The organism is Streptomyces sp. NPDC002958 (genome assembly GCF_055563255.1).
In genome coordinates this window covers 619,007-640,583 of the sequence record NZ_JBVHDS010000002.1, presented here as the reverse complement: position 1 = coordinate 640,583, position 21,577 = coordinate 619,007, and the positions used below count along the sequence as shown (strand labels likewise).

The following is a 21,577-nucleotide window of genomic DNA, read 5'->3' as shown; positions in this document are numbered from 1 at the left end:
GCGGGCCGCGCCCCCCCCCCGCAACAAACTTTGGCCCCCCCCCCCCCCCCCCCCGGCGCGGGGGCCCCCCCCCCCCCCGCGCCCCCCCGGGGGGGGGGGCCCCCCCCCCCCCCCCCCCCCCCCCCACCGACGTATCCGCTTACGGTCGTCCCGCTGTGAGCCGCCGTTCCAACGGCGGCCGCCCACAAGGGAGATCGGGGGTGTGCTCGTGCGGATCGGACTCCTCACCGACGGTGGTTATCCGTATGCGACCGGTGAGTCCAGACTCTGGTGCGACCGTCTGGTGCGCGGACTCACGCAGCACGAGTTCGACCTCTTCGCGCTCAGCCGCTCCGCCGAGCAGGAGGCGCGGGGCTGGGTCCCGCTCCCGCCGCAGGTCAGCCGGGTGCGAACGGCGCCGCTGTGGACGGCCGGCGAGGACTTCCTGGGCACCCACGCCCTCAAGGGGCTGCTCGCCCGGATGGTGACGAGCGGCGGCGGACGTCTTTACGGGCGGCGCGAACGGGAGTGCTTCACGGCGCACTTCACGGCTCTCGCGACCTCGGTCTGCGCAGTGGATGCGACGGGCGGCGAGGGCGACGTCGGGAATGCGCGCGAGGGCGGGGGCGGGGGCCTTCGTCCGGGCGTGAGCGGGGACGCGGGTTTTGGCGAACGGAGCGAAGAGAGGCGTATCGGGCGTACGGCCGTCGGCATCGCGGACGCCCAGTTCACGGAGGGCCTGTACGGACTCGCCGAACTGGCCCGCGAACACGGGGGGCTTCCCACGGCGCTCCGCTCCGAGACCGCCGTACGCGTACTCGAAGCCGCCTGCCGCGCTCCGGGCGCAGGGCGCACCGTTCAGACCGCCACCGTCCCCGACCTCCTCGCCTTCGCCCGGGAACTCGACCGGGTGCTGCGCCCGCTCTCCCTCGACTGGTACGACGAGGAGAGCCTTGGCGCGGTCGATCTCTGCCATGCCACGTCCGGCGGTGCCGCCGCCCTGCCGGGACTGCTGGCCAAACGCTTCTTCGGGGTACCGCTGCTGGTCACCGAGCACGGCGTGCATCTGCGGGCGCACTACCTCGCCGCGGCCGGCACTTCCCTGAGTGCGCCGGTACGCGCCCTGCTCGCCGGCTTCCACGGCCGGCTCGCCACCGAGGTGTACCGGCAGGCCGCACTCATCACCCCCGGCAACACCCATGCCCGCCGCTGGCAGGAACGGTGCGGTGCCGAGCGCGAGAAGCTGCGCACCGTCTACCCCGGCATGGAGTCCGGTCGGTTCACGGCGCTGGGGGAGAGCGGTGACAGCGGACCCGACGACACACTGGTCTGGGTCGGCCGGATAGAGCCCGCCAAGGACCTGATCGCGCTGCTGCACGCCTTCGTGGAGGTACGGAAGGCCGAACCGGAGGCCCGACTGCGGATCATCGGCGCGGCGGCTCGGGGCCCGGAAGGCGCCACCTATCTCGCCCACTGCCGGACGCTCGCCGCCCAGCTGTTCCCCGACGAGGCCACGGACGCGCACGCCGTCGGCGACAACCCGGTCTCCTTCGAGGACATCGGCGGAGCCGAGGTGGAGGGCCTGTCGGAGGCCTATGCGGCGGGCGGGGTCGTCGTCCTTTCCAGCGTCGTCGAAGGCTTCCCCATCAGTCTCGTCGAGGCGATGTTCTGCGGACGGGCCACAGTGTCGACGGATGTCGGCGCGGTCGTCGAAGTCATCGGCGGTACCGGGCTCGTGGTGCCCCCGCGAAACCCCCGGGCGCTCGCCGATGCGTGCCTCGCGCTGCTGCGCGACCCCGAGCGCCGCGCACGGCTCGGAGCGGCGGCACGCGCCCGGGCGCTCGAACTCTTCACCGTCGAACAGAACCTCGCGGCATTTCGCGGCATTTACCTGGAGCTGATCTCGCACGCCCCCATGCGCAGGGAGGTCGACGCGGTGAACGCCGACGGCGCACCGCGCCCGTTCGCCACCCCGCCCGAGGCGCATGTCCTGGGCCCGTGGACGGGCTCGAGTCCCGCCCCGGCAGCCGCGGTCGACCGCACGCCTAGTTGGGCCGCCGAGCTCCGGGCCATCTGCGCGGGAGTGCGGGGAGCGGGTGACGGCGATGTCTGAAGAGGAACAAAGGACGGTTGGGCCGGGCCGTAGCGGCGGGCCCGGACGGTCCGGTGCAGTCGGCGACGATCACGGAGGAATCACCATGGGCCGCCCGACCGAGGTCTCCGACGCACCCGCCACACCGACCACCGGCGGAAGCTGGGACCTCCGTTCTTGGGCGCTGGTCTCCGATACCTTCGCCGCCGAGATGTCGGAGCCGGTGTGGGGTCCGCCGAGCCCGGACCCGGTTGTTCCCGGCAGGGCTTCCGATGCCGAGGCCGCACCTGTGACAGCTCCCGCCGACACGGAGCCCGCCCCCGCACCGAAAGCCACAGAGAAAGCCCCCTCAGAGCAGGCCGCCACAGAGCGGGCTGCTGCCCCCCGCGCACCCGAGATCGCGCGCGCCGCTCCGGCGCGCAAGCTGAACGCCTCGCGCCGCGGTCCCGCCGACCCCGTGAAATCGCTGATGCACCGCCACCGCGAACTGTGCGAGCGGGCCGTCGATCCGCTGGCGATCGCCGCCGGGCTCGAAGCGCATGGCGTCACCGACCGCGCTGCCGCCCGCTACCGGCACCGCGACGTCTTCTCGCTCGCCGAGGAACTCTTCGCACGGGTACCCGGCGTGACGGGGGAGACCGCAACAGGACTTCGCGCGCCGGAGCGTGACACCGAGACGCGCGCCGCGTGGTCGCTCCGCGCACTGGTGCCGGGCGCCGCCTGCATCGCGACCGCCGGCGCACTGAGGCTCACCGAGGGGGTGCTCGGTGGCCAGGGACGGCTTGCGATCACCCTCGCCGGAGCGCTCGTCGCCCTCATCGGCCTCACCCTCAGCCTGCGCAGCGGCCCCCTGCATGCCGAGGGCCGTTCCTCCGGCACCGCCCATGTGTACGGCTGTTGGCTCCTCGGATATGCCCTGTACGGCAACGCGCTGCTCGACCAGGTACTCAGCGGCGGCCCAGAAGGCCCTTGGACGCTCACCCCCGCACCGCTGCTGGGGTTGGCCCTCTCTGTCGCCCCGGCCGCCTGGTGCACGCACCTCTTCTCCGTACACGCGCACCGCAAACTCATCGGAAGCCGCGCACTGGAAGAGTTCGCCGCAGGGGTGCGCCCCCTGCTGTTCGGAACCGTCGCACTCCACCTGTGCGTCCTCGCCGGGCTGCTGTACCTCGCGCACCTGGGATACGGGGGAGGCGGCGCCTTCGTCGGCGCGGCCGCGCTCGGTGTGCTGCTCCTGCTGGCCCGGCTGTTGACCGTGCACGGCTTCCCCGAGCCTGCTGCTATGGGGCTCGCCGCCGCCTGCGCCGTCGAAGCGCTGGCACCCGCCCTGGTCCTGGCCGGGCGGCTGCCCGGTCTGCACTTCCTCGCCCGCCCCGTCGATTCCCTCGTCGTGGCGGCCGGCACCGGAGCCGTACCCGCCGTCGCCTGTGGCGCAGCCGCGCTCGGGCTGCTGATCACCGCCACCGTCGCCCTCTCCCGGGCATCCGCCCACACCCCGGCTCAGCCCGGCGACGAGACCCGCACCACCGTGTAACCCCGCGACCGCACCCGCACCACCGCTCCACCCTCACATACGAACCACCTGTACGCCCCCGCGGAGCCGACGCCGCGGGCCCCTGCCCCGCCCCGTACCGCATTCACTTCCTCAAGGAGACACCGAACATGACCCCCCAATCCCCCGCACCGGCAGTCCGCCGTCGGCACCAAGGGGGCGCGCGATGAGGGTGCTGTTGCTCGGAGCCAACGGATTCCTCGGCCGGTTCGTGGCCGACCGCCTGCTCGCCGACCCCGCCGTTCACCTCACCGCGCTCGGTCGCGGTGACGACGCCGACGTACGGTTCGACCTCGCCAGCGGAAGCCCCGGCGCGCTGACCCGCTTCCTGGACGCCGTCCACCCCGGAGTCGTCGTCAACTGCGCGGGCGCCACCCGCGGAGGGGCCCGCGATCTGACCCGGCACAACACTGTCGCCGTCGCCACCGTCTGCGAGGCGATGCGGCGCAGCGGTTGTACGGCCCGGCTCGTCCAGGTCGGCTGTTCGTCGGAGTACGGGCCCTCGCAGCCCGGCTCATCGACCGCGGAGGACGCAATTCCGCGCCCCGGCGGCCCGTACGGCGTCAGTAAACTCGCCGCCACCGAACTGGTCCTCGGCTCCGGCCTCGACGCGGTTGTGCTGCGGGTCTTCTCCCCGGTCGGCCCCGGCACCCCGGCCGGCTCCCCGCTCGGCAGGCTCGCCGAGGCGATGCGCCGGGCCATGCAGTCCGGCGACGGCGAGCTGAAGCTCAGCGGCCTCGGCGTGCAGCGCGACTTCGTCGACGTACGCGATGTCGCGCGCGCCGTGCACGCCGCCTCGCTCTCCGCCGCGCAGGGCGTCGTCAACATCGGTACCGGCCGCGCCGTGCGGCTTCGGGACGCCGCCGCCGTCCTCGCCAGGGTCGCCGGATACGCGGGCACACTCCACGAACTCGACGCGCCCCCGCCCCGGGTGCCCATTGGCGCCCAGCGCACCTCGACCGAGTCGGTCATCGAGCATCTCTCGGCGACCCCGTCCCCCTATCCGGACGGCTGCGGGGCCTGGCAGCAGGCCGACGTCCGCACCGCCAGGGACCGGCTCGGCTGGCGCCCCCGGATCAATCTGGAGGAGTCCCTCGCCGACATCTGGATGGAGGCGGCGTGCCGTATCTGACCCCCACCGACACCGCACGCAGGACCAGCGGCGCCGAGCAGCTCGGCTTCGGCGTCCCCGGCTACGCGCATCCGCTGCTCGCCCCCACCGAGTGGGCCGAGCTCACCCGTCCCGGCACCCCTTTGCACTGGGCGGTTCTCAGTATCGACAACGGCCCCGGTGCCCGCCCCGATCCGCACTGCCTGGAGGCCGCGGGCCGACTCCGCAACGCACGGGAGCGGGCCGTGCACGGCGAGGGCTCGCAGGACTCCGTCCGGACGGCGGGCGGCCGACTGCTCGGCCATCTCGATCTGGCCTACGGCAGCCGTCCCTTCGGGGAGCTGATCGCCGACGCGCAGTCCTTTTGCGACTGGTATCGCGTCGACGGCTTCTATCTCGGGCGGTGTCCGGCCGAGCGTGCCGACCTCCCGGCGGTCCGCCGTCTCACGAGCACACTCGCCACACTTTTCGACGACAGCGACAGCGACAGCGACAGGGGCAGGGTCAGGGGCAGCGGCGGCGACTGCGGGGAGGGGGGCGGGCTGCTGGTGCTGGGGCTGGGCACCCATCCGTATCCGGGCTATGCGGAGGCCGCCGACCAGTTGGTCACCTTCTCCGGACCGTGGACCGACTACCGCTGGTCGCAGGTGGCGGAGTGGACCGCCGCCTACCCACCGGAGCGGTTTGCCCACTTCGTCCACAGCGTCCCGCGCACCCACCTCGAAGAGGCCATGCGCATTGCCCGTTGGCAGGGCGCGGGCACCATCTTCTTCACGGACCGGGACGGCCGACGCGGACAAACGGACCCATTCGCGGCGCTGCCCAGGTACTGGGACGAAATCGTCTCGCGGATCGGACCAGGTATCTCGGAATGAGCAGGGGCGTGGCAGTGTTACGGCAAGAACAACCGTACGTAGATGAAGTACGTAGAAACCGGCCACCTGCATTGTTGAGGTTCCTGTGTCGCTGCCACCCCTGGTCGAGCCAGCTGCTGAACTCACCGTCGACGAGGTCCGCAGGTACTCCCGTCACCTGATCATCCCGGATGTCGGGATGGACGGACAGAAGCGGCTGAAGAACGCGAAGGTGCTGTGTGTCGGCGCCGGCGGTCTCGGTTCGCCGGCCCTGATGTACCTGGCCGCCGCCGGTGTCGGCACGCTCGGCATCGTGGAGTTCGACGAGGTCGACGAGTCGAACCTGCAGCGCCAGATCATCCACAGCCAGACGGACATCGGCCGCTCCAAGGCCGAGTCCGCCAAGGACTCGGTACTGGGCATCAACCCGTACGTGAATGTGGTCCTTCACGAGGAGCGGCTCGAAGCCGACAATGTGATGGACATCTTTGCCCAGTACGACCTGATCGTGGACGGCACGGACAACTTCGCCACCCGCTATCTGGTCAACGACGCGGCCGTACTGCTGAACAAGCCGTACATCTGGGGTTCGATCTACCGGTTCGACGGCCAGGCGTCCGTCTTCTGGTCCGAGCACGGCCCCTGCTACCGCTGCCTCTACCCGGAGCCGCCCCCGCCGGGCATGGTCCCTTCCTGCGCCGAAGGCGGCGTGCTCGGTGTGCTCTGCGCCTCCGTCGGCTCCATTCAGGTCACCGAGGCCATCAAGCTGATCACCGGTATCGGCGACCCGCTGGTCGGCCGACTGATGATCTACGACGCCCTGGAGATGCAGTACCGCCAGGTCAAGGTCCGCAAGGACCCCGACTGTGCGGTCTGCGGCGAGAACCCGACCGTCACCGAGCTCATCGACTACGAGGCCTTCTGCGGCGTCGTGTCCGAGGAGGCCCAGGAGGCGGCGCTCGGCTCCACGATCACTCCCAAGCAGCTCAAGGAGTGGATCGACACGGACGAGAAGATCGAGATCATCGACGTCCGTGAGCCGAACGAGTTCGAGATCGTCTCGATCCCCGGCGCCAGGCTGATCCCGAAGAACGAGTTCCTGATGGGCAGCGCCCTCCAGGACCTCCCGCAGGACAAGCGCATCGTCCTGCACTGCAAGACCGGTGTCCGCAGCGCCGAGGTCCTCGCGGTCCTCAAGTCGGCGGGTTTCGCCGACGCGGTGCACGTGGGCGGCGGCGTGATCGGTTGGGTCAACCAGATCGAGCCCGAGAAGCCGGTGTACTGAGTCCGAACACCTCGAAGGGGCCGGTCCGCTGCGGACCGGCCCCTTCGGCGTACCCCGGATCTGCGCTAACGGGTCTATTCGCAGTGCACCGGGCTTCAGGATTGAGCTACCGGGTTTATTCGCAGTGCACCGGGCTGAAGGACTCTGCTGAGAAATGCGTGATTCGAGCAGGGCTGGTTCGTTGGTCTTCCATGGTTGTTGTGGTCGTGGGTGGGCCGAGAGGGATGTCGCTGGAGCCGCGTGTGGATCAGGGGGTGCCTGAGCTGACGGCCCGGGTGGTGCGGGCGGCCTTTCCCAAGGGGACGCTGGCGGTGCGGATCCGGGAGGCGTTGGGCCCGCTGTTTGAGGACGAGGCGTTCGCCGGAGCGTTCGCTGTCCGGGGACGTCCAGCTGTCTCGCCGGGGGCGTTGGCGTTGGTATCGGTGTTGCAGTACGCGGAGGGGCTGACCGACCGGCAGGCCGCTGACCAGGTGCGGGCCCGGATGGACTGGAAGTTTCTGCTCGGCCTGGACCCTGCGCTGCCCGCGACCCCGCGCGGGTCGAAACTCACCAGGTCGTAGCGGGCGTTGAGCTTCCCGTACGAGTCGGCCGCGCGCGGCAGTATCGAGACCCCCCGAACCGCCGGGGCCGCCGAAGTTGAACAGCATCGAGCCGAGGCGCCGGCCCTTGTCGCGGGTGAGGGCGGCGGGCAGCGCGGCGTTCGCGACCCGAGCCGGTCGGCAGCGGCCGCGTACGTTCCTCCCCGATGTTCCTGCACATACAACGTACAGAAAGTGCGCCCATGCCAGGCCGTCCGTGGTCGAGGCTTACTTGCAGACGGTCCCGGCCGCCGGAACCTTGCCCTCCAGCAGGTAGCCGCCCACGACCTTCTGCACACAGGCATTGCCGCTGTTGTACGCGCCGTGCCCCTGGCCCTCGTACGTCATCTGCACACCGACGCCCTTGCCCAGCGCGTCGGCCATCGCCTTCGCCCCCTTGTACGGGGTCGCCGGGTCGCCGGTGTTGCCGATGACGAGGATGGGGGCCGCGCCCGGGGCGCTGACGTCCGGGGTGTCCCAGGCGCCTGCCACCGGCCAGCCGGTGCAGGCCATCAGGCCCCAGCCCAGGTAGTCACCGAAGACCGACGAGGCGGACCGGAACTCCGGAAGCCTCGCCTTGGCCTGGTCCACGGTGAACCGCAGCTTGGAGTCGGCACAGCTGATGGCGGTGTTGGCGGCCATCGAGTTGTTGTAGTGACCGTTGTCGGAACGGCCGTTCAGAGAGTCCGCGAGGGCGAGGAGCAGCGCACCGCTCCCGCCGTCGGCCTCGTCCACTCCCTGCTCCAGCAACGGCCAGGTCTGGCGGGAGTAGAGGGCGGCCGCGATGCCGGTGATGGCGAGGGTCTGGGTCAGCTGCCGGTTCCCGATCCCGGGGATCGGCTTCTTCTCCAGCCGGGTGAGAAGATCCAAGATCCCCTGCTCGACCTCTTTCCCGGTGGCACCGGGGAGCCTGCAGGCGTCGCCGCGGTCCGCGCAGTCCTTGGTGAAGTTGTCCAGCGCGAGCTGGAACCCCTTGGCCTGGCTGAGGGAGGTCTGCTCGTAGTTCTGGGTCGGATCGATCACCGCGTCCAGCACCGACCTGCCGACGTTCTGCGGGAACAAGTGGGCGTAGACGCCGCCCAGTTCGGTGCCGTACGAGATGCCGAAGTAGTGCAGCTTCTTGTCACCGAGCACCTGACGCATCAGATCCATGTCGCGGGCGGTGTTGGTGGTGCCGACGTAGGGGAGCTCCGTGCCGGAGTTCTTCTCGCAGGCCAACGCGAACGACTTGGTGTCCTCGACGAGGGCATTCACCTCGGCGGTGGTGTCCGGAGTGCCGTCGATCTCGAAGCGGGCGTCGAGCTGATGGTCGGTCTTGCACTCCACGCCCGCGCTGCCACCGACCCCGCGCGGGTCGAAGCTGACCAGGTCGTAGCCAGCGCGAAGCTTGTCGTAGATGGTGCCGAAGGCGGGCAGGGTGGCGACCCCGGAGGCGCCGGGGCCGCCGAAGTTGAAGATGAGGGAGCCGATCCGCTTGTCAGGGTTCGTGGCCCTGGCCCGGATGAGTGCCAGCTCGATCGTCTTGCCGTGAGGCTTCGCGTAGTCGAGCGGGACCTTCATGAAGGAACATTCCCAGGGGGTGCCGCCGGGCAGGGGCGACGGGACCGATCCGCTGCCCTGCGCCGGGGACGGGGCAGGGCAGGGCTTCCACGTCAGCTGCTGAGAAGCGAGGTCGCCGGAGCTGTTCGCCTCGGCGGCATTCGCCGCCAGCGGAGATCTCTGCGGCCCGTCCGGGTCGTCCTTGTTGCCGCTCTCCGAGCAGGCGGTGATGGGAAGGAGCACGGTGACGGCGGCAGCGAGAGCGGTGGCACGTAGGGCAGGGGAGGTCCTCATAGCCCCATCGTGCGGCGGGAACCGGACCGGTGCACGAGACACCCGCCCAAGTGGGTGGCCGGGGGCGATTCGATCGCCCGTCCGGCCTTACGGGCACGGCGTCCGGCCTTGCGGACATGCGTCCGGCCTTGCAGGCATACGCGACCGGCCTTGCGGGCACGTCTCCGGCCTTGCAGGCATACGCGACCGGCCTTGCGGGCACGTCTCCGGCCTTGCGGACACACGCGACCGGCCCTACGGACATGCGACCGGCCTTGCGGACATGCGACCGGTCCCACGGACAAGCCCGTCCGACGGCTGGGAGCTGACGGCTGAGGGCTGAGAAGCCGTCAGGGCCGGTCCTTACGGGTCACAGCTCGCCCTTGCGCGTCAGATGGTTGAAGCAGAGCCAGCCGGGAAGCACCGGCAGCCACAGCGTCAGCAGGCGGTACAGCAGAACGGCCGGTGCCGCGACCTCCTTCGGCAGGCCGATCGCGATCAGCCCCAGCGTCAGCGCACCCTCGACCGCGCCCATCCCGCCCGGTGTGGGCGCCGCCGACCCCAGCGCGTTACCGGCCAGGAAGACCACCGCGATGCTCGCGTAACTGAGATGCGGCACATCCGGACCGCTGAACGCCCGGACCGACGCGTCCAGACACATCACGAACAGACCGGTCAGCAGCAGCATTCCGCCGATGCCCGTCAGCAGCTTCTGTGGCCGCTGCACCACGTCGAGCATGCGCGGAACGACTCCGGCGAACAGCGACCGCACCCGCGTCACCACGAACTTCCGCAGGAACGGAACCGCCGTCACCACCAGCACCAGCACGGCGACCGTCAGCAGCCCGGCGATCACGGCCCTGGAAGGGGTGAGCGAGGACGGGGTCTTCTCGGTACCGGACAGATAGCCGAAAGCCCCCAGCAGCAGAATGTGGCAGCCGAGACCGAACAGCTGCGAGGCACCGACGCTCGCCACGGCGAGCCCCGGACGTACTCCGGCACGTTGGAGGAAGCGGGTGTTCAGCGCCACACCGCCGACCGCGGCCGGGGCGACGATCTTCACGAAGGACCCGGCGACCTGTGCCAGCACCGTCTTGCCGAACGGCACCCGCTCCGGCACGAAGCCCAGCAGGCTCATCGCCGCCGCGACATAGCTGAGGGCGGAGAAGCCGGCCGCGGCCGCCACCCAGCCCCACTGCGCCTCGACGACCGTACCGAAGTCGGCCTGGGTGACCTGCGAGATGAGGAAGTACGCGGCGATCGCGCCGGCGATGCAGCTGACCAGGGTGCGCGCCTTGATGCGCTCCAGCCGGACGGGTTCGACCGGTGCCTGCGGCCGGATCCGCAGTACTTGTTGCCGCATCTGGGAGAGCAGGTCCTCCTCGCGCACCTCTTCCAGAGCGTTGTCCATGGCCCGCTTATCGGCCTGCTTCTGGTTACGGTGCGACTTGCGGGTGACCTTGAGGTCGGCCTTGTGGCCCGGAGCCGTACCGGCGGTGGCCGTCTCCTTCGATGCCTCGGACCCCGCCCCCTGTTCGAGAGCCCTGGCACGCTTGGCCGCGTTCGACGCCTCGAGCACCGCCTCGCGCTCGCGCTGCGAGCGTTCCCGGGCGAGCCGGCGGAGGGTCGCCCGGGTGGAGCGGCTCAGTGCGATCGGCTGAAGCAGCGGCAGACAGTTTGCGACGGCGTCGGGCCCGAGCACCTCCAGAGCGCCGGCAACGGCACGCTCGGCGCCCACCCGCAGCCCCGTGGTGGTCAGCAGCTGGGCGACATCCATGCGCAGGACCAGATCACCGGCCGCGATCTCGCCGCCGCGCAGATCGGTGACGAACACCTTGCCGGAACGATCCACGAGGATGGCGTCGCCGGTGAGCCTGCGGTGTGCGATCCGCCGCGACTGGAGAGCCTTCACCTGACGCCAGGCGCCGCGCACCAGCTCGTCGGTGATCTCCGAGTCCTCCAGCGCGTCCAGGGAACGGCCGCCGATGTGCTCGTACACCAGCATCACGGCGTCGGGCCCGAGCTCGGAGGTGGCGATCAGCTTGGGCGCGTTGGCCCCGGCGGCGATCGCCGCGTAAGCGAGCAGCGCCTCCTGCTCCAGCGCCTGACGCAGCGACTGGATCGAACGGCGCTGGGTGATGCCGCGCAGGGTGAGCCTGCGCCACAGCTTGTAGAAGAAGCCCTGGGCCTGCTGCTCGCGGTCGACGACCGTCACATCGAGTGGTGGCCCGTCCTCCAGGGTGACCAGGTAGCGGCGCCCCCGGTCGTTCTGGTCGCCGGAGTCGGGAGTGTCCTCGGCGCGCATCGCGGAGACCGGGCGGAAGCCGACATGGCGCAGACCGCCCATCAGATGCTGACCGGTCGGCTGTACGTTCGGCGAGCCGACCGCGTACAGCGTGCCGTACGCCACGGTCCAGCCGATCAGCACGGTGAGGACGATCGAGAACGGGGTCGTGTAGCCGCCGACCAGCATGGTGAACGCGTCGAGCAGCAGCACCACCCACAGCACGACCCGCCAGCGCGGCCGTCTCGCCATTCCGACCGCCGTCATATAGGCGATCACGGGTGCGAGATAGCCGTGTACGGGATCGGTGAGCGCGGCACCGGGCTGCGGCTGGGTCAGGGCGTCCTGGATGGTGTCGGGGGCGGACCTGGCGACCCAGAGGTCGGTGGCGAGTGTGACGCCGTGCGCCAGTACGGCGGCGAGCACGCCGTCCGCGATCCGTAGCCCGTCGCGTTTGATCAGCCGCTCGATGGCGAAGGCGACCGGGACGAGCAGTACGGCGATGCTGGATACCAGACCGGCGATCTTGATCAGGATGTCGGGCGCCTGGCCGGTGCCCTTGTTGATGTCCTGTTCGAGACCGGTGGTCGTGCCGTGGGCGAACGCGGCGATCGAGAACAGGACGACGATCGCCAGGACCCCGATGAGGAGCCGCATGAGATCGGAGGGGCGGTGCACCCGGGCGGGGAGCAGTGGTTCGTCGCCCGAGACGCGCTCGGCCTGTTCCGCCGCGGCGGTGGAGAGCGTCGAACCGGCCAGGTGCTCGGGGGCCTTCCCCTGTCCCGGGACGGGCGGTTCCTGCTCCGTACCGGGCGTCCCTTGCTCCGCACCGGGCGTTTCGGCGGGCGCGTCCGATGCGTGCGGGTACGGGTCGGTGTCAGGGGCGTCCGCCGCCTTCGGTGGCTGCACGCCCTGCTCCTTCGTCGCCTCTGATTGGTCTTCGTGTTCTCGTATCACCGGTCACCGCCCGCACGATGGTGGCACGGCCCGGCGACAAAGGCGGGCATCAGGGTGCGCTGCACGGACGCGCGAAGCGCAAGATACGCTCCTTTGCTCCCGCACGCACGTCCCGCCGAAGGACGCACGCGGATCGGGCGGGGCTGTCGGTGGCGTACGGCAGGATGGGCCGGATGAGCCAACACCGGACGAGCGGCGACCGGACGAGCGGTGACCGCACGAGTGACGAGTTGCCGGAGTACGCGGAGCGGGTGCTCGACGTAGCCGAGCTGATCCCGCCCGGCCGTGTCATGACGTACGGAGATGTCGCCGAGTGGCTGGGCGATGGCGGCCCGCGCCAGGTCGGCCGGGTCATGGCGCTGTACGGGGCCGCGGTGCCGTGGTGGCGCGTGGTGCGCGCCGACGGGGCGCTGCTGCCCGGCCACGAACTGCGGGCGCTGGACCACTACCGCGAGGAGAGCACCCCGCTGCGCGAGGCGTCGCGCAGCGCGGAGGGCCATCTGCCGCGCCTCGACATGAGGCGGGCGCGGTGGGACGGCGTCACCGGTGGTGCGGACGCGGACGTGGAGAAGGGCGGAGGTGCTCACAACTGACAGCTTCCGCCATTCGGGGGCGCAGCGGGCGGTGCCGGGCCCGGCGCGTGGTGTGGAATACGACGCGTTCCGCGACGGCACCTGCGACGCGGAACGTGACGAGGTACGCAGCGGACTCGCCCCGTACCGCGCCGCCGCTGGCGTAGCGTCGTCAGTTCGCGGCAGGCACCGCACCCTCATCACCAGTACACCCACCAGGACCGGCGATCCACGTGAGCTCCTCCTCCTTCACCCGGCACAGTCCGCACCGTCAGGCACGGCAGCGGACCGCGGGCGCGTACCGACTGGTGCGCACCCCGCCGGGCTCCGTGGACCCCCCTCTCCTGGACGCGGCGCAACGCGCGGTGGTTGATCACCCCGGCGGCCCGCTCCTGGTGCTCGCCGGGCCCGGCACCGGCAAGACGACCACGCTCGTCGAGGCGGTCGCCGCACGCGTCGCACGCGGCGGCGACCCGGCCCGCATCCTGGTGCTCACCTTCAGCCGCAAGGCCGCCGTGGAGCTGCGCGACCGGATGGCCGCCCGGCTCGGTGCCGCCCGCGGTCCGCAGGCCACCACGTTCCACTCCTTCTGTTACGCACTGGTCCGCGCCCACCAGGACGCAGATCTCTTCGCCGAACCTATGCGGCTGCTCTCCGGACCGGAGCAGGACGTCACCGTCCGCGAGCTGCTCGCCGGCCAGCTCGAACTGGAACAGGACGGCTTCGCGCACATCCGCTGGCCCGACGAGCTGCGGGCCTGTCTGACCACGCGTGGTTTCGCCGATGAGGTACGGGCGGTGCTCGCCCGCAGCCGTGAGCTGGGCCTGGGCGCGGACGCGCTGGCCGACTTCGCCCGCCGCACCGGCCGGCCGGACTGGGGCGCCGCCGCAGGGTTCCTCGCCGAGTACCTGGATGTGCTGGATGCGCAGGGGGTGCTGGACTACGCGGAGCTGGTGCACCGGGCCGTGCTGCTCGCGGAGCGCCCCGAGGTGTCGGCGCTGCTGGCCGGGCAGTACGACGCGGTGTTCGTGGACGAGTACCAGGACACGGACCCGGCACAGGTGCGACTGCTGCACGCGCTGGCCGGCAACCGGGGGAGTGCCCCGGGCACCGGGGGCGGCCGGGACCTGATCGCCTTCGGTGATCCGGACCAGTCGATCTACGCGTTCCGGGGCGCCGACGTGAACGGCATCCTCGACTTCCCGGAGACGTTCCGGCGGGCGGACGGCGCCCCGGCCCCGGTCGGCGTCCTCACCACCTCGCGCCGCTCCGGCGGACAGCTGCTGGCCGCCACCCGGCTGCTCACCCGCCGGATGCCGCTGACCCGGCTGCCCTCGGCGAAGGTCCGCGCCCACCGGGAGCTCGCCGCGGTCCGCGAGGGCGGCAGCGTGGAGGCGCACACCTATCCGACCGCCTCCGCCGAGCTCGACAACATCGCCGATCTGTTGCGCCGGGCGCATCTGGAGGACGGTGTCCCGTGGAACGAGATGGCGGTGCTCGTACGGGCCGGAGGCCGCACGATCCCCTCGGTGCGCCGGGCCCTGACAGCGGCGGGTGTCCCCCTGGAGATCGACGGTGACGACCTCCCCCTGCGCCACGAACCGGCGGTGGCCCCGCTTCTGACGGCCCTCCGCGCGGTCGCCACCGCGGCACTGCGCCGGGGTGCGCTGGGCGCGGAGACAGAGGCGGGGGCCTCGGGCCAGGAACCCGGCCAGGCTTTCGGCCAGGCCCCTGGTCAGGAACCCGGCCAGGCCTCCGGCCAGGAGCCCGACCACGCTTTCGGCCAGGCCTTTGGTCAGGAGCCCGACCACGCCTTCGGCCAGGCCCCTGGTCAGGAAGCCGATCAGGCCTTCGGTCAGGAGCCCGGCCAGGAGCCCAACCAGGCCTCCGGCCAGGAGCCCGACCACGCTTTCGGCCAGGAACCCGGCCAGGAACCCGGCCAGGCCTTCGGCCATAGACCCGATCAGGCCCCCGGCCAGCCCTCCGCCACCGGAGCGCCCGCCTGGCTGGACACCGAGACCGCCCTGACCCTCCTCACCTCCCCCCTCGGCTCCATGGACGCGGCCGACCTGCGCCGGCTCGGCCGCGCTCTGCGCGACGAGGAACGGGCCGCCGGGAATCGCGTACCGGCGCCCTCCGGCGACCTGCTGGCCCGCGCACTCGCCGAGCCCGAGCGGCTCGTCGCGCACGATCCGGCGTACGCCCGCGGCGCCCAGCGCCTCGGCGCGCTCCTGCGCAAGGCGCGTGAGCTCCTCGAAGGCGGCGGTACTGCGGAAGAGGCACTGTGGGAGCTGTGGGCCGGCACCCCGTGGCCGGGGCGACTGGAGCGTGCCGCGATGCGCGGGGGCGCCGGTGGCCGTAACGCCGACCGCGACCTCGACGCCGTCTGCGCGCTCTTCGACACCGCCGCCCGTGCCGAGGAACGCACCGGCGGGCGCGGCGCGCTCAACTTCCTGGAGGAGGTCGACGCACAGGACATCGCCGCAGACACCCTCTCCAGGCGTGCGGTGCGCCCCGACGCCGTACGGCTGATGACCGCGCACAGGTCCAAGGGCCTGGAGTGGCGCCTCGTCGTCGTCGCAGGTGTGCAGGAAGGACTCTGGCCGGACCTGCGCCGCCGAGGTTCGCTGCTCGAAGCGGACCGGATCGGCCACGACGGCCTGGCCGAACCGCTCACCCCCGGCGCCCTCCTCGCCGAGGAGCGCCGCCTCTTCTACGTCGCGGCGACCCGCGCCCGCGAACGTCTCGTCGTCACCGCGGTCAAGGCGCCCGCAGACGACGGCGACCAGCCGTCCCGCTTCCTCACCGAACTCGGCGTCGAACCCCGCGACGTCCCGGGCCGCCCGCGCCGCCCCCTCGCCGTCGCCGCGCTCGTCGCCGAACTCCGCGCCACCACCGTCGACCCCGACGCCTCCGACGCCCTGCGCGAGGAGGCCGCCCACCGCCTCGCCCGCCTCGCCGCGCTCACCGACGACGAGGGCCAGCCGCTCGTACCCGCGGCCCACCCCTACCGCTGGTGGGGCTTGTACGAGCCGACCCGCTCCGCCGCCCCGCTCCGCGACCGGGACCAGCCCGTGGCCCTTTCCGGCAGCGCGCTCGATCAGCTCGCCAACACATGCGCGCTCCAGTGGTTCCTGGGCCGCGAGGTGAAGGCGGACGCCCCGGCGACGGCCGCACAGGGCTTCGGCAACGTCGTCCATGTACTCGCCGACGAAGTGGCCTCCGGACGCACCCCCGCCGATCTGGCCGTCCTGATGGAGCGGCTGGACTCGGTCTGGGACGGCCTCGTCTTCGACGCCCCCTGGAAGTCCCAGCAGGAAAAGGAACAGGCCAGGGTCGCCCTCGAACGCTTCCTGCGCTGGCATGTCATGGACAGAGTCGGCCGCACCCCCGCCGCGAGCGAACACGACTTCGACGTGACGCTGGAGGCGGGGGAGTACGAGGTACGCATCCGGGGATCCATGGACCGGGTCGAACAGGACGCCGAGGGCCGGGCGTACGTCGTCGACTTCAAGACCGGCAAGCAGTCCCCGACCAAGGACGAGGTCACCCGCCACCCCCAGCTCGCCGTGTACCAGCTGGCCGTACGGGAAGGGGCGGTCGACGAGGTCTTCGACGGCCGCCGTCCCGTGCCCGGCGGCGCCGAACTCGTACAGCTGCGCCAGCCCGCCCCCAAGAAGGAGGGCGGCGAAACCCTCCCCAAGGTGCAGGCCCAGGAACCGCTCTCCGGCGAGTGGGTCTCCGACCTGCTGGCCACGGCCGCCGGCCGGGTCCTTGACGAACGCTTCACCCCCACGACCGGCCAGCACTGCACGCACTGCACCTTCCGGGCCTCGTGCAGCGCACAGCCGGAGGGACGTCACATCCTGGAGTGAGCGCCTTCCTGCCCCTCGGTCAGGGCTTGCGGGCCACCACGACGTAGACGTTGATGTCCTCGTCGGTGACATCACCGATGTCCAGATACCGGGTCCTGTCGATGGCGTCGAGACCCGCAAGGAACTCCGGATCCACCTCGTTCGCCCCGGAGCGGCCCGCCGGGTGATCCGGGTGCCAGTGGTGGGCGGGCACGACACCGGGCTCCAGTGCCTCCAGGCCGTTGTCGGTCAGGAACCGCTCGACCGCGGCACGGGAACGCAGAACGAAGGAGAACCCCCGCTCCGTGTACGTCGCGGCCACCTTGCCGATCTGTACCGGATTGAGATCCTCGGTGAGGTGACTCAGCACGACATGGCTGCCCGGGGGCAGGGCATCGACGAGGTTCTCGACGATGCCGTACGCCTCCGCGTCCTCGATGAAGTGAAGGACGGCCGCGAGCACGAGCACGACCGGCCGGTCGAAGTCCAGCGTGCGCCGGGCGAGGTCGAGGATCTTCTCCGGGTCGTGGAGGTCGGCCTCTATGTAGTCGGTCCTCCCCTCGGGACAGCTGACGAGCAGGGCCTGTGCGTGGACCAGCACCACCGGGTCGTTGTCGACGTAGACGACATGGGAGTCCGGGGCGATCCGCTGGGCGATCTGGTGCACGTTCTCCTGCGTCGGCAGCCCGGTGCCGATATCGAGGAACTGCCGGATGCCGGCCTCGGTGACCAGGGACGTCACAGCGCGGCGCACGAAGTCCCGGTTGTGCCGCACATCGAGGTAGCCGCGCGGATTGGCCGCGAGCGCGGCGGCCGCCGCCTCACGATCGGCTGGGTAGTTGTCCTTGCCGCCGAGAAATACGTCATACACCCGGGCCGGATGCGCCTTCGTCGTATCGATGCGCTGGTGCAGGCCGGAGACGTCGGGACCGGATGCAGCGGTGCTCATGGGGCCGTCCTCGCAAGAAAGTTGAGGTGATCGACCCCAAAGTAGTCCGGACCCGGACTACCGGGCCACCCTGTCGCGGACTACCGGAGTCGCGGGCTACCGGGCCACCCTGTCGCGGGCCACCGGGCGGGCTTGTTGCGGGCCACCGGGCCACCGGGCCTCCCGGACCGCCCGGCGGCCCCCGCACATTGTCGGTGCGCCCGGTTAGCCTCTGACGGGTGTCCTCTCGTATCACCGATCCCGAGCAGCTCAAGGAGCTCCTGGGGATCCCGTTCACCCCGGAGCAGACGGCCTGCATCACAGCGCCGCCCGCCCCTCAGGTAATCGTGGCCGGAGCCGGTTCGGGGAAGACCACGGTGATGGCGGCGCGCGTGGTGTGGCTGGTGGGGACGGGTCAGGTCGCCCCGGAGCAGGTCCTCGGACTCACCTTCACCAACAAGGCGGCGGGCGAGCTCGCCGAACGCGTCCGCAAGGCCCTGGTCGCGGCCGGGGTCACCGATCCGGACACCATCGACCCGGACAACCCGCCGGGCGAGCCCAGCATCTCGACGTACCACGCGTTCGCCGGCCGACTCCTGACCGAGCACGGGCTGCGCATCGGCCTCGAACCCACCACCCGCCTCCTCGCCGACGCCACCCGCTACCAGCTCGCCGCCCGCGTACTGCGCGAGGCGCCCGGCCCCTATCCGGCCCTGACCAGGTCGTTCCCCACCCTGGTCAGCGATCTGCTGGCCCTCGACGCCGAGCTGGCCGAGCATCTCGTACGACCCGAACAGCTCGCGGAGTACGACACCGACCTGCTGCGCACGCTGGAATCTGCCCGGCTCACCAACGCCGAACTGCGCAAGATCCCCGAGACGGCGGAGGCCCGCCGTGAGCTGCTGCAGCTGACCCGGCGCTACCGCGAGGCCAAGAAAAGCCGCGACCTCCTCGACTTCGGCGACCAGATCGCCCTCTCCGCCGAGCTGGCCCTCACCCGCCCGGAGGTCGGCGCGATCCTGCGCGACGAATTCCGCGTCGTGCTGCTCGACGAGTACCAGGACACCTCCGTCGCCCAGCGCCTGCTGCTCTCCGCCCTCTTCGGCCGCGGTCCCGAAGGGAGGACCGGCCATGCCGTCACGGCCGTCGGCGACCCCTGCCAGGCGATCTATGGCTGGCGCGGTGCCTCCGTGGCCAACCTCGACGACTTCCCGCTCCACTTCCCGCACGCCGACGGCACCCCCGCCACCCGCTACTCCCTCAGCGAGAACCGCCGCAGCGGTGGCCGCCTCCTTCACCTCGCCAACGGCCTCGCCACCCCCTTGCGCGCCATGCACGAAGGTGTCGAGGCACTGCGCCCCGCCCCGGGCGCCGAGCGCGACGGCGTCGTCCGCTGCGCCCTGCTCCGCACCCACACCGAAGAGATCGGCTGGCTCGCCGATTCGATCGCCCACCTCGTGGCGACCGGAAAGGCGCCCGGCGAGATCGCCGTCCTGTGCCGTACCGCGGGCGACTTCCCCGAGATCCAGGCCGCGCTGGTGGCCCGCGACATCCCGGTCGAGGTCGTCGGCCTGTCGGGGCTGCTGCACCTGCCCGAGGTCGCCGACCTCGTCGCGGTCTGCGAGGTCCTCCAGGACCCCGGCGCCAACGCCTCCCTGGTCCGGCTGCTCACCGGCCCCCGCTGGCGGATCGGCCCCCGTGACCTCGCGCTCCTCGGCCGCCGCGCCCGTCTCCTCGTGCACCGCGCGGCCCACAGCGACGAGGACGGCTTCGACCCCGACCGCCGCCTCGCCGAGGCCGTCGAAGGCATCGACCCGGCCGAAGTGATCTCTCTCGCCGACGCGCTGGACACCTTCCTCGAATCGGGCGGAGGGGAGGACGACGGACTTCCGTTCTCCACCGAGGCCCGCATCCGCTTCGCCCGCCTGGCCGCCGAACTGCGCGACCTGCGCCGCTCGCTGGCCGACCCCCTGATGGACGTACTGCACCGCGTCCTCGCCACCACCGGCCTGGAGGTCGAACTCTCGGCATCGCCGCACGCCCTGGCCGCCCGCCGCCGCGAGACCCTCGCCAACTTCCTCGACGTCGCGGCCCGCTTCGCCGCCGTCGACGGCGAGGCCACCCTCCTCGCCTTCCTGGGCTTCCTGCGCACCGCCGTCCAGTACGAGAAGGGCCTGGACAACGCCCTGCCCGGCGGCGAGAACACCGTCAAGGTCCTCACCGCCCACAAGTCCAAGGGCCTGGAGTGGGACGTCGTCGCGGTACCCGGCCTGGTCACCGGCCAGTTCCCCAGCAGCCAGTCCCGCGACGCCTGGACCTCCCAGTCGAAGGTCCTCCCGCACGCCCTGCGCGGGGACACCGCCACCCTCCCCGCCATCCACACCTGGGACGCCAAGGGTCTCAAGGGCTTCAAGGAGGAGATGAAGGAGCACCAGCACACCGAGGAGCTCCGCCTGGGATATGTCACCTTCACCAGGCCCCGCACCTTGCTGCTCGGCTCCGGCCACTGGTGGGGTCCGACCCAGAAGAAGCCGCGCGGCCCGTCCGACTTCCTGCACGCGCTGTACGAGCACTGCGCGGCCGGACACGGCGAGATCGAGGCCTGGGCGGACGAACCGGCCGAGGACGAGGAGAATCCGGCGCTCGCCGAGAAGGAGGCCGACCGGGCGTGGCCGCTTCCCCTCGACGACACCGCCCTGACCCGCCGCCGGGCCGCCGCGGACACGGTGATGGCGCATCTGGAAGCCCTGGCCACGGCGGGGAGTACGCCGGATGCGTACGAGGCGTCGTCCGATGCCGAGTTCCTCGACGACGCGGCGTACCCCGACGAGGCCCCGGATCCGTACGGCGACCCGTACGACGACGGCCTGTTCCCCGACGGCGCCCCGTTCCCCGACAGTGAGGCGTACCCCGACGAGGCCGACGACTGGGACGCGCTGCCGACCGAGCCCCCACCGGCCCCCGCCCCACACGTCCCGGCGGCCCGTACCGCCGAGCTCGCCCAGGAGCACCGCCTCACCCCCGAGGAATCCCGCACCATCGCCTCCTGGGACCGCGACCTCGACGCCCTCACCGGCGAACTGCGCCGCGCCCGCGCCACCGTGCGCGACGTCCTCGTACCCGCCTCGCTCTCCGCCACCCAGCTGCTGCGTCTCGCCGACGACCCCGACGGCTTCGCCCAGGAACTGGCCCGCCCCATGCCACGGCCCCCACAGCCCGCTGCCCGCCGCGGCACGCGTTTCCACGCCTGGGTGGAGTCCCGCTTCGAGGAGCTGCCGCTGCCCATGCTCGGGCCGGACGAACTGCCCGGCGGCGACGGGAGCGACGCCGAGATCGCCGACGAGCGCGACCTCGCCGCGCTCAAGGAGGCCTTCGAGCGCACCCCGTACGCCCGCCGCACCCCGTACCGCGTGGAGACGCCCTTCCAGATCACCCTGGCAGGCCGGGTGATCCGGGGCCGTATCGACGCGGTGTACCGCACCGGGGACACCTACGAGATCGTCGACTGGAAGACCACCCGCACCAACACCGCCGACCCCCTCCAGCTCGCGGTCTACCGCCTGGCCTGGGCCGAGCTGCACGACCTGCCGCTCACCGATGTCACCGCCACGTTCCTGTACGTACGCAGCGGAGAGACCGCCCGCCCCACTCGCCTCCCGGGCCGGGCGGAGCTGGAGCGGCTCCTGCTGGACGAGCCACCTCCCACGGGCCGATAGGCT

11 protein-coding genes and 2 pseudogenes are annotated in these 21,577 nt (G+C 71.6%); 9 read left to right on the top strand and 4 right to left on the bottom strand.

What is annotated here, in order from left to right:
• Nucleotides 1-208 precede the first annotated feature (208 nt).
• The 6 genes and pseudogenes from ACZ3IC_RS06340 to ACZ3IC_RS06315 all read left to right on the top strand — a co-directional run.
• Nucleotides 209-2,092: a DUF3492 domain-containing protein gene (locus ACZ3IC_RS06340; protein WP_467413179.1), complete on the top strand. Its 1,884-nt coding sequence runs from the start codon at nucleotides 209-211 to the stop codon at nucleotides 2,090-2,092.
• Between the two features lie 85 nt (nucleotides 2,093-2,177).
• The gene (locus tag ACZ3IC_RS06335; RefSeq protein ID WP_467413098.1) at nucleotides 2,178-3,605 is read left to right on the top strand and encodes a hypothetical protein; all 1,428 of its coding nucleotides are present in this window, start codon (nucleotides 2,178-2,180) and stop codon (nucleotides 3,603-3,605) included.
• A 184-nt stretch (nucleotides 3,606-3,789) separates the two neighbouring features.
• Nucleotides 3,790-4,755, top strand: a complete 966-nt coding sequence (locus tag ACZ3IC_RS06330) for an NAD-dependent epimerase/dehydratase family protein (RefSeq protein WP_467413096.1) — start codon at nucleotides 3,790-3,792, stop codon at nucleotides 4,753-4,755.
• The gene (locus tag ACZ3IC_RS06325; RefSeq protein WP_467413095.1) at nucleotides 4,743-5,609 is read left to right on the top strand and encodes a spherulation-specific family 4 protein; all 867 of its coding nucleotides are present in this window, start codon (nucleotides 4,743-4,745) and stop codon (nucleotides 5,607-5,609) included. The genes ACZ3IC_RS06330 and ACZ3IC_RS06325 overlap by 13 nt, the downstream gene beginning before the upstream one ends.
• 85 nt (nucleotides 5,610-5,694) lie before the next feature.
• Nucleotides 5,695-6,873 carry an adenylyltransferase/sulfurtransferase MoeZ gene (gene moeZ / locus ACZ3IC_RS06320; RefSeq protein ID WP_467413092.1) on the top strand — a complete coding sequence of 393 codons (1,179 nt, stop codon included), beginning with the start codon at nucleotides 5,695-5,697 and terminating at the stop codon, nucleotides 6,871-6,873.
• A gap of 224 nt (nucleotides 6,874-7,097) precedes the next feature.
• Nucleotides 7,098-7,385, top strand: a pseudogene (locus ACZ3IC_RS06315) (transposase); the annotation flags it as partial.
• Here ACZ3IC_RS06315 and ACZ3IC_RS06310 read toward each other — a convergent pair.
• The 3 genes and pseudogenes from ACZ3IC_RS06310 to ACZ3IC_RS06300 all read right to left on the bottom strand — a co-directional run.
• Nucleotides 7,379-7,547, bottom strand: a pseudogene (locus tag ACZ3IC_RS06310) (alpha/beta hydrolase); the annotation flags it as partial. The pseudogenes ACZ3IC_RS06315 and ACZ3IC_RS06310 overlap by 7 nt on opposite strands.
• A 132-nt stretch (nucleotides 7,548-7,679) precedes the next feature.
• A complete protein-coding gene (locus tag ACZ3IC_RS06305; RefSeq protein WP_467413091.1) occupies nucleotides 7,680-9,284 on the bottom strand; it encodes an alpha/beta hydrolase in 1,605 nt (534 codons plus the stop codon).
• Between the two features lie 349 nt (nucleotides 9,285-9,633).
• On the bottom strand, nucleotides 9,634-12,456 hold the full coding sequence (locus ACZ3IC_RS06300; RefSeq protein WP_467413090.1) for a lysylphosphatidylglycerol synthase transmembrane domain-containing protein: 2,823 nt from the start codon (nucleotides 12,454-12,456) through the stop codon (nucleotides 9,634-9,636).
• A gap of 221 nt (nucleotides 12,457-12,677) precedes the next feature.
• Here ACZ3IC_RS06300 and ACZ3IC_RS06295 point away from each other — a divergent pair, with 221 nt between their 5' ends.
• Both ACZ3IC_RS06295 and ACZ3IC_RS06290 read left to right on the top strand, forming a co-directional pair.
• A complete protein-coding gene (locus ACZ3IC_RS06295; RefSeq protein ID WP_467413087.1) occupies nucleotides 12,678-13,097 on the top strand; it encodes an MGMT family protein in 420 nt (139 codons plus the stop codon).
• Nucleotides 13,098-13,309: 212 nt separating this feature from the next.
• Nucleotides 13,310-16,951, top strand: coding sequence for an ATP-dependent helicase (locus tag ACZ3IC_RS06290; RefSeq protein ID WP_467413085.1), 3,642 nt, complete (start codon nucleotides 13,310-13,312; stop codon nucleotides 16,949-16,951).
• Between the two features lie 19 nt (nucleotides 16,952-16,970).
• Here ACZ3IC_RS06290 and ACZ3IC_RS06285 read toward each other — a convergent pair whose 3' ends face one another.
• Nucleotides 16,971-17,879 (bottom strand): SAM-dependent methyltransferase, encoded by a 909-nt coding sequence (locus ACZ3IC_RS06285; protein ID WP_467413084.1) that lies wholly within the window; start codon nucleotides 17,877-17,879, stop codon nucleotides 16,971-16,973.
• Between the two features lie 218 nt (nucleotides 17,880-18,097).
• On the opposite strand from ACZ3IC_RS06285, the gene ACZ3IC_RS06280 reads away from it, so the two are divergent.
• Nucleotides 18,098-21,574: a UvrD-helicase domain-containing protein gene (locus ACZ3IC_RS06280; RefSeq protein ID WP_467413081.1), complete on the top strand. Its 3,477-nt coding sequence runs from the start codon at nucleotides 18,098-18,100 to the stop codon at nucleotides 21,572-21,574.
• Nucleotides 21,575-21,577: the final 3 nt, after the last annotated feature.

What these genes read in the sequence shown, in the direction of transcription:
- ACZ3IC_RS06285 (WP_467413084.1), bottom strand. Translation starts at nt 17,879, where the DNA reads ATGAGCACCGCTGCATCCGGTCCCGACGTCTCCGGCCTGCACCAGCGC.
- ACZ3IC_RS06330 (WP_467413096.1), top strand. Translation starts at nt 3,790, where the DNA reads ATGAGGGTGCTGTTGCTCGGAGCCAACGGATTCCTCGGCCGGTTCGTG.
- ACZ3IC_RS06295 (WP_467413087.1), top strand. Translation starts at nt 12,678, where the DNA reads ATGAGCCAACACCGGACGAGCGGCGACCGGACGAGCGGTGACCGCACG.
- ACZ3IC_RS06305 (WP_467413091.1), bottom strand. Translation starts at nt 9,284, where the DNA reads ATGAGGACCTCCCCTGCCCTACGTGCCACCGCTCTCGCTGCCGCCGTC.
- ACZ3IC_RS06335 (WP_467413098.1), top strand. Translation starts at nt 2,178, where the DNA reads ATGGGCCGCCCGACCGAGGTCTCCGACGCACCCGCCACACCGACCACC.